This window comes from Nocardioides sp. Root1257 (genome assembly GCF_001425175.1).
Lineage (GTDB): Bacteria > Actinomycetota > Actinomycetes > Propionibacteriales > Nocardioidaceae > Nocardioides.
The window spans coordinates 649,973-662,155 of record NZ_LMDV01000001.1 but is presented as its reverse complement, the minus strand read 5'-3'; the positions used below and the strand labels follow the sequence as shown (position 1 = coordinate 662,155).

14 protein-coding genes are annotated in these 12,183 nt (G+C 73.0%); 11 read left to right on the top strand and 3 right to left on the bottom strand.

Features of this window, described 5'->3' with window-relative positions; translation table 11 throughout:
• The first annotated feature begins 71 nt into the window (after positions 1–71).
• The 7 genes from hisD to hisF are packed head-to-tail and all read left to right on the top strand — an operon-like array spanning position 72 to position 5,552.
• Positions 72–1,373, top strand: a complete 1,302-nt coding sequence (hisD, locus tag ASC77_RS03220; RefSeq protein WP_056148763.1) for a histidinol dehydrogenase — start codon at positions 72–74, stop codon at positions 1,371–1,373.
• Entirely contained in the window at positions 1,370–2,464 is a 1,095-nt protein-coding gene (locus ASC77_RS03215) for a histidinol-phosphate transaminase (RefSeq protein ID WP_056148762.1), read from the top strand. The genes hisD and ASC77_RS03215 overlap by 4 nt, the downstream gene beginning before the upstream one ends.
• Positions 2,461–3,069, top strand: a complete 609-nt coding sequence (gene hisB, locus ASC77_RS03210) for an imidazoleglycerol-phosphate dehydratase HisB (RefSeq protein ID WP_056148760.1) — start codon at positions 2,461–2,463, stop codon at positions 3,067–3,069. The genes ASC77_RS03215 and hisB overlap by 4 nt, the downstream gene beginning before the upstream one ends.
• On the top strand, positions 3,066–3,704 hold the full coding sequence (gene hisH, locus ASC77_RS03205; RefSeq protein ID WP_056148757.1) for an imidazole glycerol phosphate synthase subunit HisH: 639 nt from the start codon (positions 3,066–3,068) through the stop codon (positions 3,702–3,704). The genes hisB and hisH overlap by 4 nt, the downstream gene beginning before the upstream one ends.
• A 7-nt stretch (positions 3,705–3,711) precedes the next feature.
• Positions 3,712–4,035 (top strand): hypothetical protein, encoded by a 324-nt coding sequence (locus tag ASC77_RS03200; RefSeq protein WP_056148755.1) that lies wholly within the window; start codon positions 3,712–3,714, stop codon positions 4,033–4,035.
• A 24-nt stretch (positions 4,036–4,059) separates the two neighbouring features.
• Positions 4,060–4,794 carry a bifunctional 1-(5-phosphoribosyl)-5-((5-phosphoribosylamino)methylideneamino)imidazole-4-carboxamide isomerase/phosphoribosylanthranilate isomerase PriA gene (gene priA, locus ASC77_RS03195; RefSeq protein WP_056148753.1) on the top strand — a complete coding sequence of 245 codons (735 nt, stop codon included), beginning with the start codon at positions 4,060–4,062 and terminating at the stop codon, positions 4,792–4,794.
• On the top strand, positions 4,791–5,552 hold the full coding sequence (gene hisF / locus ASC77_RS03190; RefSeq protein ID WP_056148751.1) for an imidazole glycerol phosphate synthase subunit HisF: 762 nt from the start codon (positions 4,791–4,793) through the stop codon (positions 5,550–5,552). The genes priA and hisF overlap by 4 nt, the downstream gene beginning before the upstream one ends.
• A gap of 4 nt (positions 5,553–5,556) precedes the next feature.
• Here the strand turns inward: hisF and ASC77_RS03185 are convergent, their stop codons facing one another.
• Genes ASC77_RS03185 through ASC77_RS03175 form a run of 3 tightly spaced genes read right to left on the bottom strand, consistent with a single transcriptional unit; the run spans position 5,557 to position 7,375 of the window.
• A complete protein-coding gene (locus ASC77_RS03185; RefSeq protein WP_056148749.1) occupies positions 5,557–5,745 on the bottom strand; it encodes a hypothetical protein in 189 nt (62 codons plus the stop codon).
• A gap of 42 nt (positions 5,746–5,787) precedes the next feature.
• A complete protein-coding gene (locus ASC77_RS03180; RefSeq protein WP_156390895.1) occupies positions 5,788–6,726 on the bottom strand; it encodes a hypothetical protein in 939 nt (312 codons plus the stop codon).
• Between the two features lie 19 nt (positions 6,727–6,745).
• On the bottom strand, positions 6,746–7,375 hold the full coding sequence (locus tag ASC77_RS03175; protein ID WP_056148745.1) for a TIGR03085 family metal-binding protein: 630 nt from the start codon (positions 7,373–7,375) through the stop codon (positions 6,746–6,748).
• Positions 7,376–7,500: 125 nt separating this feature from the next.
• Here ASC77_RS03175 and ASC77_RS03170 point away from each other — a divergent pair, with 125 nt between their 5' ends.
• The 4 genes from ASC77_RS03170 (at position 7,501) to ASC77_RS03155 (ending at position 12,183) form a co-directional block, all read left to right on the top strand.
• Positions 7,501–9,303, top strand: a complete 1,803-nt coding sequence (locus ASC77_RS03170) for an ABC transporter ATP-binding protein (RefSeq protein WP_056148743.1) — start codon at positions 7,501–7,503, stop codon at positions 9,301–9,303.
• Entirely contained in the window at positions 9,300–11,138 is a 1,839-nt protein-coding gene (locus ASC77_RS03165) for an ABC transporter ATP-binding protein (RefSeq protein WP_082574413.1), read from the top strand. Before ASC77_RS03170 ends, ASC77_RS03165 begins: the two co-directional genes overlap by 4 nt.
• A gap of 114 nt (positions 11,139–11,252) precedes the next feature.
• Positions 11,253–11,603, top strand: coding sequence for a phosphoribosyl-AMP cyclohydrolase (hisI, locus tag ASC77_RS03160; protein ID WP_056148742.1), 351 nt, complete (start codon positions 11,253–11,255; stop codon positions 11,601–11,603).
• Positions 11,596–12,183 carry a Trp biosynthesis-associated membrane protein gene (locus ASC77_RS03155; RefSeq protein ID WP_056148741.1) on the top strand — a complete coding sequence of 196 codons (588 nt, stop codon included), beginning with the start codon at positions 11,596–11,598 and terminating at the stop codon, positions 12,181–12,183. Before hisI ends, ASC77_RS03155 begins: the two co-directional genes overlap by 8 nt.

Sequence of the window (12,183 nt, the reverse complement as noted above, 5' to 3'; positions counted from 1 at the left end):
ACCACCACGGCCCGCCGTCCAGCCCCTGTCGGCGATCCGCCGCAACAGGCGCGCGCTCGTAGAATCGCCCCATGATCCAGCGCATCGACCTGCGAGGAGCCGACCGCACCACGGTCGACTACCGGGCAGCCGTGCCCCGTGCCGACTTCGACGTCGAGGCGGCGGTGCCGGCGGTGCATGCGATCTGCGAGGCGGTCCGGACCCGCGGGCTGGACGCCATCCGTGAGTACGGCGAGCGGTTCGACGGGGTCACCGTCGAGGACATCCGGGTCGCGCCGGCCGCGCTCGAGACCGCCCTGGCGGAGCTCGACCCCGCGATCCGCGCCGGCCTGGAGGAGTCCATCCGCCGCCTGCGCGCGACCTGCGCCAACGAGCTGGAGACCGACGCCGTCACCGACCTCGGGCCGGGGGCCCGGGTGACCCACCGCAAGGTGCCGGTCGACCGGGTCGGCCTCTACGTGCCCGGCGGGCTGGCGCCGCTCGTGTCGAGCGTGCTGATGAACGTCGTGCCCGCGCAGACCGCCGGCGTGCGGTCGATCGCGCTCTCGAGCCCGCCGCAGAAGGAGTTCGGCGGTGCCGTGCACCCGACGATCCTGGCAGCGTGCGCGCTGCTCGGCGTCGAGGAGGTGTACGCCGTCGGCGGCGCCCAGGCGATCGCCATGCTCGCGTACGGCGTGGGGCCGTGCGCCAAGGTCGACCTGGTCACCGGACCGGGCAACATCTACACGGTCACCGCCAAGCGGCTCCTCAAGGGCCAGGTGGGCATCGACTCCGAGGCCGGCCCGACCGAGATCGCGATCCTCGCCGACGACACCGCCGACGCGGCGTACGTCGCCGCCGACCTGGTCAGCCAGGCCGAGCACGACCCGCTCGCCGCGGCCGTGCTGGTCACCCCGTCCGAGCGTCTCGCGGCCGACGTCGAGGCCGAGCTCGACAAGCAGGTCTCCGCCACCAAGCACGTCGACCGGATCCGCACCAGCCTCGCCGGCAACCAGTCCGGCATCGTGCTCGTCGACGACCTGGAGCAGGGCCTCGACGTCGTCAACGCCTACGCCGCGGAGCACCTCGAGATCCACACGGCCGACGCCTCGGCGTACGCCGCCCGGGTGCGCAACGCCGGCGCGATCTTCGTCGGGCAGTACGCCCCGGTGAGCCTCGGCGACTACTGCGCGGGCTCCAACCACGTGCTGCCCACGGCCGGCTGCGCCTGCCACAGCAGCGGGCTCTCGGTGCGCGCGTTCACCAAGTCGGTGCACGTCGTCGACTACAGCCGCGACGCGCTGGCCGAGGTCGCCGACCACGTCGTGACGCTCGCGAACGCCGAGGACCTGCCGGGTCACGGCGCCGCGGTCTCCGTGCGGTTCCAGTCATGACCTGGCCGCCGCTCCGCGAGGAGCTGCGGGGGATCGAGCCGTACGGCGCCCCGCAGCTGGACGTGCCCGTCCAGCTCAACGTCAACGAGAACCCCTACGGCCCGTCGCTCGCCTGCGCCGCCGACATCGCGACCGCCGTCGCCGGCGCCGCGACGACGCTCAACCGCTACCCCGACCGCGAGTTCGTCGAGCTGCGCACGGCGCTGGCGGCGTACCTCTCGACCGACACGCCGCACGGCGTCACTGCCGAGCAGGTGTGGGCGGCCAACGGCTCCAACGAGGTGATGCTCCAGCTGCTGCAGGCCTTCGGGGGTCCGGGCCGGGTCGCGCTGAGCTTCGCGCCGACGTACTCGATGTATCCCGAGTACGCCCGCGACACCGTCACCGAGTGGGTCGTCGGGCACCGTGAGAGCGACTTCTCCCTCGACCTCGACCGGGCCCGCGACCTGGTCAAGGAGCGGCAGCCGAGCGTGGTGCTGCTGCCGAGCCCCAACAACCCGACCGGCACGGCCCTGCCCCCGGAGGCCGTCGCCATGCTCTGCGAGGCCGCCCAGGACGGGATCGTCGTCGTCGACGAGGCGTACGGCGAGTTCCGGCGCACCGGCGTGCCGAGCGCGGTCGAGCTGCTGCCCGAGCACCGCAACCTGGTGGTGAGCCGGACCATGAGCAAGGCGTTCGCCGCCGCCGGGCTGCGCCTCGGCTACCTCGCTGCGGACCCGGCGATCTGCGACGCCATCCGGGTCGTCCGGCTGCCCTACCACCTCTCGGCGGTCACCCAGGCGGCCGCGCTCGCGGCGCTGCGGCACGCGCCCGAGCTGCTCGGCAAGGTCGACGAGCTGCGCGCCGAGCGCGACGCCACGGTCGACTGGCTGCGGGCACAGGGGCTACAGGTCGCCGACTCCGACGCCAATTTCGCGTTGTTCGGGACCTTCGCCGACCGTCATGCTGTCTGGCAGGGGCTGCTCGACCGGGGCGTGCTGATCCGCGAGACCGGCCCGGACGGGTGGCTGCGGGTGTCGATCGGCACCGCAGACGAGATGATGGCGTTCAAGCAGGCACTGACCGAGGTCATGGAAGAGGAACAGCGATGAGCCGTACCGCACGCGTCGAGCGGCAGACCAGCGAGTCCAAGGTGCTCGTCGAGGTCGACCTCGACGGCACCGGTCGCCACGACATCTCGACCGGCATCGGCTTCTACGACCACATGCTGACCGCGTTCGCGCGGCACAGCCTGGTCGACCTCACCGTGCAGTCCGAGGGCGACCACTGGATCGACGCCCACCACACGACCGAGGACACCGCGATCGCCCTCGGCCAGGCGCTGCGCCAGGCGCTCGGCGACAAGCTGGGCATCCGCCGCTTCGGCGACGCGACCGTGCCGCTCGACGAGGCGCTCGTGCAGGCTGTCGTCGACGTCTCCGGACGCCCGTACTGCGTCCACACCGGCGAGCCCGAGGGGCAGCAGTACGTCCAGCTGGGCGGCTCGACGCCCGCCTACCTCGGCTCCCTCACGCAGCACGTCTTCGAGTCGATCGCCTTCCACGGCCACTTCGCCCTGCACGTGCGCGTGCTCGCCGGCCGCGAGCCGCACCACATCGTGGAGACCCAGTTCAAGGCGTTCGCGCGGGCCTTCCGCGACGCCGTCGCGCTCGACCCGCGCGAGACGGGCATCCCCAGCACCAAGGGCGCTCTGTGACCCAACCGAACGTCGTGGTTCTCGACTACGGGTCGGGCAACCTCCGCTCCGCCGTGCGCGCGGTCGAGCGGGCCGGCGCCGACGTGACCCTCACCGGTGACTTCGAGACGGCGCTGAACGCCGACGGGCTGCTGGTCCCCGGCGTCGGCGCGTACGCCGCCTGCATGGCCGGCCTGCGCGCCATCAAGGGCGAGCGGATCATCGGCCGCCGGCTGGCGGGCGGGCGGCCGGTGCTCGGCATCTGCGTCGGCATGCAGGTGCTCTTCGAGCGCGGGGTCGAGCACGGCGTCGAGACCGAGGGCTGCGACGAGTGGCCGGGCGTCGTCGAGCGGATCCAGGCGCCCGTCGTGCCGCACATGGGCTGGAACACCGTCGACGTCCCGGCCGGCACGTCGCTCTTCGACGGCATCCAGGACGAGCGCTTCTACTTCGTGCACTCGTACGCCGTGCGCGACTGGACTCTCGAGACCAACGACCGGACCCGGGCGCCCCTCGTGACCTGGTCGACGCACGGCGGCGACCGGTTCGTGGCGGCCGTCGAGAACGGCCCGCTCTCCGCGACCCAGTTCCACCCCGAGAAGTCCGGCGACGCGGGCGCCGCGCTGCTGCGCAACTGGGTGCGGTCGCTGTCGTGAGGCCGGCATGAGCAAGGAGCGCGCGCAGCGCCGGGCCGAGCGCGAGCGGCTGGCGGCGATCGAGGCGACGGCACGGGCCGCCGAGCAGGAGCGCCGGGCGCGCCGCGACGCCCGGGTCGCCACGCTCAGTCGCTGGGTCCCGAAGCGGCGTACCCGGCCGAGCGGCGTGATCGCGGCGCGCCACCGCACCCGCACCCGGATGCTCGTGGTCTCGGTGCTGGCGCTCAACGTGCTGGTCTGGATCGCCTCCGGTGACTGGGCGGCCCGCTTCCTCGCCCTCGCGCTGAGCGTGCTGATCGCGCCCATCCTCATCATCCTGATGACCAGCTGACCCCGTCCGAGTAGAGAAGAAGACATGTCTGACCACCTCGAGCTCCTGCCCGCCGTCGACATCACCGAGGGCCGGGCGGTCCAGCTCGCCCAGGGCGTCGCCGGCTCCGAGCGCGTGTACGGCGACCCGGTGGCCGCCGCGATGCGCTGGCAGGACGCCGGGGCCGAGTGGCTGCACCTGGTCGACCTCGACGCGGCGTTCGGCCGCGGCACCAACCGCGAGCTCCAGGCCGAGATCGTCGGCGCCCTCGACATCCAGGTCGAGATGAGCGGCGGCATCCGCGACGACGAGTCCCTCGAGGCGGCGCTGGCCACGGGCTGCCGCCGGGTCAACATCGGCACCGCCGCCCTCGAGCAGCCGGAGTGGTGCGCGAAGGTGATCGCCGAGCACGGCGACCGGATCGCGATCGGCCTCGACGTACGCGGTCGGACGCTGGCCGCCCGCGGCTGGACCAAGGACGGCGGCGACCTCTACGAGACCCTGACCCGGCTCGACGCCGAGGGCTGCGCTCGCTACGTCGTCACCGACGTCAACAAGGACGGCATGCTCGCCGGCCCCAACCTCCAGCTGCTCCGCGACGTCTGCGCCGTGACCTCCGCACCGGTCGTCGCCTCGGGCGGCGTCACCACCCTCGACGACATCCGGGCGCTGATGGACCTGGTCCCCGAGGGTGTCGAGGGCGCGATCGCCGGCACCGCGCTCTACGAGGGGAAGTTCACCCTCGAGGACGCGCTCGCACTCACCCGGGGAACCCGATGACCCTCGCCGTACGCGTGATCCCGTGCCTGGACGTCGACGGCGGCCGGGTCGTGAAGGGCATCAACTTCCAGGAGCTCCGCGACGCCGGCGACCCCGTGGAGCTCGCGAAGGTGTACGACGCGGAGGGCGCCGACGAGCTGACCTTCCTCGACATCTCGGCCTCCCACGAGGGTCGCGCCACGACGATGGAGATCGTCTCCGCGACCGCCGAGCAGGTCTTCATCCCGCTGACCGTCGGCGGGGGAGTGAGCAGCGTGGAGGACGTGGACCGGCTGCTCCGCGCCGGCGCCGACAAGGTCGCGGTCAACACCGCTGCGATCCACCGGCCGGAGCTGGTCGCCGAGATCGCCGACCGGTTCGGCAACCAGGTGCTGGTGCTCTCCGTCGACGCCAGGCGGGCGTCCGGGACCGCCTCGGGCTTCGAGGTCACCACGCACGGCGGGCGGAAGTCCGCGGGGCTCGACGCGATCGAGTGGGCCGTGCGCGCCGCCGAGCTGGGAGCGGGCGAGATCCTGCTGAACGCGATGGACGCAGACGGCACCCAGGACGGCTTCGACCTGGAGCTGATCCGCGCCGTACGCCGCGAGGTCACGATCCCGGTGATCGCGTCCGGCGGTGCGGGCACGACCGAGCACTTCGCCCCGGCCGTGGAGGCCGGCGCCGACGCCGTGCTCGCCGCGACGGTCTTCCACTTCGGGACCCTGCGGATCGCCGACGTCAAGCAGTCGCTCGCGGCCTCCGGTCACCCGGTGCGCTGACGGCTCAGAGCCCTCCGCCGCCTCCGGCGCCGGCATCCCCGCCGCTGCCGCCGGACCCGTCGTAGTTCCCGGCGCGGCCGTGCGCGATGGTCGAGGCCCGGTTGACCCGGCCGCCGAGCCCGTCCGCGCGCGGCCAGAACGCGTAGACGACCATGACGGCGACGAAGATCCCGATGACGATCAAGACGATCATGGTTGCCTCCAGCGATGGGTCGGTGTCGGCAGCGTACGCCTGTCAGGGCAGCGGGAGCGTGTAGATCCTGCGCACGTCGGGGTGGGTGACGACCAGCTCGTCGCCCACGATCGCCGCGCCGACGTTCTCGCTGGTGGCATGGGCGTCGTCCAGGGTGACCGTGTCGGTCAGCGTGCCGGTCGCCGCGTCGATGACGTAGACGGTCGGCCCGGACTGCCCGACGACGTACACCGTGTCGTCGGTGGCGACCACCGCGTCGGCGTCGGGGACGTCGTCGACCTCCGCGACCTGCTCCAGTGTGCGTACGTCGAGGGCCACCGCCTTGCCGCTGAGCGTGCAGGCGACCCACACCCGGCCACCGGCCTCGGCCACGCCCTGGGGCCCGACGCAGCCCGTCAGCGGGACCGTGCGGGCGCGGCCGTCGCTGACCAGGCTCAGCGCGCTGCCGCCGAAGCTCGTCACCCACACCCCGCTGGTACCGGCCGTGACCAGGCGCGGCTCGCTGTCGACGGCGAGCGCCTTCAGCTGCTTGCCGTCGAGCGTCAGCGGCACCACCCGGTCGTGCGCCTGGTCGACCACCCACAAGGTCTCGCCGTCCCACGCGATGCCCTCCGGCTCGCTGCCGGCCGGGCGCAGCCGGACGGTCTGGTCGACCGTCCCGCTGGACGGATTGATCCGCACCACCGTGCCGTCGCGGATGACCGTGACCCACACGCCGGTGGGCGTCCCGACGAGCCGCAGCGGGGCGTCGCCCACCGCGATGCGGTCGTCGTCAACCGCGCGGACCGTGCCCTCGTCGACCAGCACTGTCCAGGGCTCGCCGTCCACGTCGGCGACGCCCACCGGGCCCGCGTCGAGCTCGGTCGTCGCGACCCGCGGGGCGGTCGGCCCGGCGGCGGGCTCGTCCGGGTCGTCCGACCCCGAGCAGGCGCCCAGCACCGCCAGCGAGGCGGCCAGCGCGGCCACGAGAGCGAGTCTCATGACCTGACGGTACGACGGGTCAGGCGCCGAGGTCCGCCGATCGGACCGCGGCGACCGCCTCGTCCGGACCCTCGAAGACCAGGCCCGAGGTCGCGTCCCGGCCGAAGAGGAAGAGGATCAGCTCGACCACGTCGCCCGTGATCGTGACCGGGTCGGTGCCCTTCTTGGCGACCGCCGTGTCGCCGGTGTCGGCGCGTCGTACGACGGTCGGGCGGGGGAGCTTGCGACCGAAGAACGACAGCCCCTTGGTCAGCTGGGCCCAGAGCGCGTCGACGTCGGCCGGGTCGAGCTCGCGCGGTGCCCAGTCCGGCTGGGCGCGCCGCAGGTCCTCGTGGTGCACGACGTACTCGAAGGTGTTCGCGGCCCGGTCGACCGGGCCAAGCACGAAGAAGCCGCCGGGTGAGCGGAGGCGGGCGACGAGCGCGTCGTACTCCTGCTTCTCGTAGCCCCTGCTCGCCCGGGCCGTGAAGCCGGCGAACGGCGACATCACGATGCCGGCGGCGCCGAGCGGGCGGCGCTCGCGCACCAGCAGGTGGACCACCAGGTCCCGGGCCGTCCAGCCGGTGCACTCGGTGGGGGAACCGGGGCCGACCTCGACGGCGAGGTCGCAGAGGGCGGCACGTTCCCGGCGGGCGAGGGAGTCGGTCACGCGCGAAAATATATGGGACGCCCGGTGTCGGTGGGTGGGAATAGCCTGACCGGAGGGCGGGGTTCCCCGCTGGCACCCGCCGGACGACAGGGTGGGACGACGGGGCAGGACGACGACGGGCGGGCATGAGCGAGCAGCGCAGCAGGCGGGGCACCTCGATCGAGGGGTTCCGCGTCCTCGGGGTGGCGATCCGTCGCGAGCCCTGGATCTTCACCCTCTCCACCATCGGCAGCGTGCTCTTCGGCGCGCTCACGGTGGCCGACGCGTGGGTGCTCGGCTGGTCGACCGACCACGTCGTGCTGCCCGCGTTCGAGGACGGTGAGATCGGCGCCGACCTGATGATCGCGGTCTTCGCCCTCTTCCTCGGGGTCGCGCTGCTGCGTGCGGTCGGGATCGTGGCCCGCCGGCTGGGCGCCGGCGTCATGCAGTACCGCATGCAGGCGCACACCCGCCGCGCGGTGACGCGCCAGTACCTCGCCCTGCCGATGGAGTGGCACCACCGGCACCCCACGGGCCAGCTGCTCTCCAACGCCAACTCCGACGTCGAGGCCGCGTGGGGACCGATCGCGCCGCTGCCGATGGCGGTCGGCGTGCTCGCGATGATGGTGATCGCGGTGGCGCAGATGTTCTTCGCGGACGTCGTGATGGCCCTGGTCGGGCTGCTCGTCTTCCCGGCGGTGGTCCTCGCCAACCTGGCCTACCAGCGACTCGCGTCCCCGCTGATGACCAAGGCGCAGCAGCTGCGTGCCGAGCTGAGCGAGGTCGCGCACGAGTCCTTCGACGGCGCGATGGTCGTCAAGACCCTCGGCCGCGAGGCCGAGGAGACCGCTCGGTTCGCCGAGAAGGCCCACCTGCTCCGTGACGTCAACATCCGCGCCGGCCGGATCCGTGCGGCGTTCGACCCCACGCTCGCGGCGCTGCCCAACCTCGGCGTCCTCATCGTCCTGGTCGTCGGCGTGGAGCGGGTGCTCCACGGCGCCACGGCCCCCGGCGACGTCGTGACCGTGGCCTACCTGCTCACGATCGTCTCGTTCCCGATCCGCGCGATCGGGTGGCTGCTCGGCGAGTTCCCGCGCAGCGTCGTCGGCTACCACCGGGTGCGCACCGTGCTGCGGGCCACCGGCGAGATGCCGTACGGCGACCGCCCCGCCGACCGGACCCTGGTCGCCGGCGCGCGGCTGGAGGTCGACGGGCTCGGCTACCGCTACGACCCCGACCAGCCGCTGATCGAGGGCGTGTCGTTCACCGTCGAGCCGGGCCGCACGGTGGCGCTGGTCGGCGCCACGGCCTCGGGCAAGAGCACCCTGACGACGCTGATGTCGCGCCTCGTGGATCCCGACGAGGGTCGCCTGGTCCTCGACGGCACCGACCTGCGCGACTTCGCCCGCGGCGAGCTGGCCGAGGTGGTGGCGCTGGTGCCGCAGTCGGCGTTCCTCTTCGATGACACCGTCCGCGGCAACGTGGCGCTCGGTGCCCCGGTGACCGACGACGAGGTGTGGGCGGCGCTGCGGGCCGCCCAGGCCGACGGGTTCGTCGCGGCTCTTCCCGAGGGGCTGGACAGCCGCCTCGGCGAGCGCGGCACGTCGCTCTCCGGCGGGCAGCGGCAGCGGATCTCGCTGGCCCGGGCCCTGGTCCGCCGGCCGCGCCTCCTGGTCCTCGACGACGCCACGTCCGCGGTCGACCCGGAGGTCGAGGCGCGCATCCTCGAGGCGTTGCGCAGCCCCGGCGACGGCGACCACGGCACGAGCCTCGTCGTCGTCGCCTACCGCAAGGCCACCATCGGGCTCGCCGACGAGGTGGTCCACCTCGACGAGGGCCGGATCGCCGACCGGGGTACGCACGCCGAGCTGTTGGAACGCAGCCCGGCGTACGCCCGCCTCGTCAACGCGTACGAGACCGATGCCGAGCTGGTGGAGGAGCGAGCATGAGCACCACCACCACCACCACCGACACGGCCGGCACCACGGGGATGGACACCGGCGAGGACATCGGTGCGATGGACACGATCCGTCGCGGGGTGGCGGTCTCGCCCGAGCTGGTCGATGGACTCGGCTGGACGATCGCGCTGGCCTTCGTGGCCGCGAGCGGGCAGGTCGTGGTGCCGATCGCCGTGCAGCAGACCCTCGACCGCGGCATCAACGGCGCCGGCGGCCCCGACGTCTCGTTCACGGTGGTGATGGCGCTGGTCGCGGCGGCCGCGATCATCCTCGCGAGCGGCGCGTCGTACCTGATGACGGCGAGGCTCTTCACGACCTCCGAGCGCGGTCTCGCCACGCTGCGCGTCAAGGCCTTCCGGCACGTGCACGACCTGCCGGTCCTGACCCAGAACACCGAGCGCCGCGGCGCCCTCGTCTCCCGGGTCACCAGCGACGTCGACCAGGTCAGCCAGTTCCTCGTCTTCGGCGGCCTGCTGCTGATCGTGAGCGTCGGGCAGGTGGTCATCGCCACCGTCGTCATGCTGATCTACAGCTGGCAGCTCGCCGTGATCGTGTGGCTGTGCTTCGCGCCGCTCTTCCTCTCGATCCGCTACTTCCAGCGCAAGCTCTCCGCGGCCTACGGCGTCGTGCGCCGCCAGGTGGGCGTGATGCTCTCCGCGATCTCCGAGCCGGTCGTCGGGGCAGCGGTCGTGAAGTCCTACGCGATCGAGGACCGCACCCAGGAGCGGATCGACGAGGCGATCGAGGAGTACAAGGCGGCCAGCACCCGCGCCCAGCAGTTCACGGTCGTCTCGTTCTCGCTCGGTGGCATCTCGGCCGGCCTGGCCAACGCCGCCGTACTGGTCTTCGGCATCCAGATCGGCCTGCACGGCGGTGGGTTCGGGCAGGACCTCACGGCCGGCAAGGTGCTCGCGTTCGCGTTCCTGGTCACCCTGTTCGTCGGCCCCGTGCAGATGGGCACCCAGATCTTCACCGACGCCCAGAACGCCCTCGTGAGCTGGCGCCGGGTCATCGGGATCCTCGAGACCCCGGCCGACCTGGTCGACCCGGGGGAGGACGGGCAGGTGCTCCCGCGCGGCCCGATCGACGTGTCCCTGCGCGAGGTCGGGTTCGCCTACCCGGGTGGCCCTCCGGTGCTGCGCGAGATCGACCTGGACATCCCGGCCGGCACCCGCGTGGCCGTGGTCGGCGAGACCGGCTCCGGCAAGTCGACGATCGCGAAGCTGCTGACCCGGCTGATGGACCCGTCGAGCGGCGCGGTGCTGCTCGACGGCATCGACGTGCGCGACATCGCGCAGGAGTCGCTGCGGCGCAGCGTCGTGCTGGTGCCGCAGGAGGGCTTCCTCTTCGACGACACCCTGACCAGCAACGTGCAGTACGGGCGCCTCGACGCCACGCCCGACGAGATCCGGGCGAGCGCGGACGAGCTCGGGCTCGGCGACTGGCTGGCGGGGCTGCCGGCCGGGCTCGACACGCAGGTCGGCCAGCGCGGCGAGTCGCTCTCGGCCGGCGAGCGTCAGCTCGTCGCGCTGCTGCGTGCGCAGCTCGCCGACCCCGACCTGCTGGTGCTCGACGAGGCCACCAGCTCCGTCGACCCGGCCCTCGAGATGCGGATCGGCCGCGCCCTCGAGCGGCTGATGAGCGGACGCACCAGCGTCACCATCGCGCACCGGCTCTCGACGGCCGAGAGCGCCGACGAGGTGGTGGTCGTCGACCACGGCCGGATCGTCCAGCGCGGCCCGCACGCCGTGCTCGTCCAGCAGGAGGGCTCGGTCTACGCGGGGCTGCACGCGAGCTGGGTGTCGCAACAGGGTTCCAGCCGCTGACCCGGTGGTTTCGAGGCTCGCTTCGCTCGCACCTCCACCATCGAGCCGGTGGTTGAGGTGCGAAGGCGCCCTGGAGCCTGAGCCTCGAAACCACCCCCACGCGATACTGGGACCGTGAGCAGCCCGTTGGACCCCCAGATCGCCGCCCGGCTCAAGCGCACCGCGGAGGGCCTGGTGCCCGCCGTGGTGCAGCAGCACGACACCGGCGAGGTGCTGATGCTCGGCTGGATGGACGACGAGGCGCTGGCCCGCACGCTCAGCACCGGGCGGGCGACGTACTGGAGCCGCTCGCGCCGGGAGTACTGGGTCAAGGGGGAGACCTCGGGTCACCTGCAGTGGGTCAAGGAGGTCCGCCTCGACTGCGACGGCGACACGCTGCTGGTCAAGGTCGACCAGGTGGGCGTCGCTTGCCACACCGGCGACCGCACCTGCTTCGACGCCGACCTGCTGCTGGCCGATGGCTGAGCAGCCCGCCGGTCGGCGCCGCACGTTCGGCCCGGTGGTCCTCCTCGGGCTGGCGGCCGGCACCCTGACGGCCGTCGCCGGTGAGCAGCCGGCCGTCGAGGCCTCGGGCAAGGCGGCGACGGCGGTGAGCAGCCGCCTGGTCACCTTCGACGCCCACCTCCCGCTGGTCACCGCGCTGGGCCTGGTCGTCCTCGCGTGCTGGGGGGTGGTGCTCGTGACCCGGGGCCGCGTCCGGCGCGCGGTGGCGGCGCTGGGCACGCTGGCGGCTGCCGGCGCCCTGGTGGCCGCGCTCGCGGCGTACTCCCAGGTCCCGGCGCAGTTCCGCGACGAGCTCGCGCTCGTGGGGGTGCGCAGCGCCGACCTGAGCCACACGGTCTGGTACTGGGTGGCCGTGCTCGGTTCGCTGCTGTCGATCGTCGCCGGAGGGCTCGCCGTGGCGTGGGCGCCGTCGTGGCCCGAGATGGGCGCCCGCTACGACGCACCCGGCAGCGCGCCCGCGCCGCCCGTCGTACCGCCGGAGGAGCAGAGCAGCCTCGACCTCTGGAAGGCGATGGACGAGGGTCGCGACCCGACTGCCTAG

Coding starts and splice junctions, on each gene's coding strand:
- hisD (WP_056148763.1), top strand. CDS start 72: ATGATCCAGCGCATCGACCTGCGAGGAGCCGACCGCACCACGGTCGAC.
- ASC77_RS03215 (WP_056148762.1), top strand. CDS start 1,370: ATGACCTGGCCGCCGCTCCGCGAGGAGCTGCGGGGGATCGAGCCGTAC.
- hisB (WP_056148760.1), top strand. CDS start 2,461: ATGAGCCGTACCGCACGCGTCGAGCGGCAGACCAGCGAGTCCAAGGTG.
- ASC77_RS03200 (WP_056148755.1), top strand. CDS start 3,712: ATGAGCAAGGAGCGCGCGCAGCGCCGGGCCGAGCGCGAGCGGCTGGCG.
- priA (WP_056148753.1), top strand. CDS start 4,060: ATGTCTGACCACCTCGAGCTCCTGCCCGCCGTCGACATCACCGAGGGC.
- hisF (WP_056148751.1), top strand. CDS start 4,791: ATGACCCTCGCCGTACGCGTGATCCCGTGCCTGGACGTCGACGGCGGC.
- ASC77_RS03185 (WP_056148749.1), bottom strand. CDS start 5,745: ATGATCGTCTTGATCGTCATCGGGATCTTCGTCGCCGTCATGGTCGTC.
- ASC77_RS03180 (WP_156390895.1), bottom strand. CDS start 6,726: ATGAGACTCGCTCTCGTGGCCGCGCTGGCCGCCTCGCTGGCGGTGCTG.
- ASC77_RS03170 (WP_056148743.1), top strand. CDS start 7,501: ATGAGCGAGCAGCGCAGCAGGCGGGGCACCTCGATCGAGGGGTTCCGC.
- ASC77_RS03165 (WP_082574413.1), top strand. CDS start 9,300: ATGAGCACCACCACCACCACCACCGACACGGCCGGCACCACGGGGATG.
- ASC77_RS03155 (WP_056148741.1), top strand. CDS start 11,596: ATGGCTGAGCAGCCCGCCGGTCGGCGCCGCACGTTCGGCCCGGTGGTC.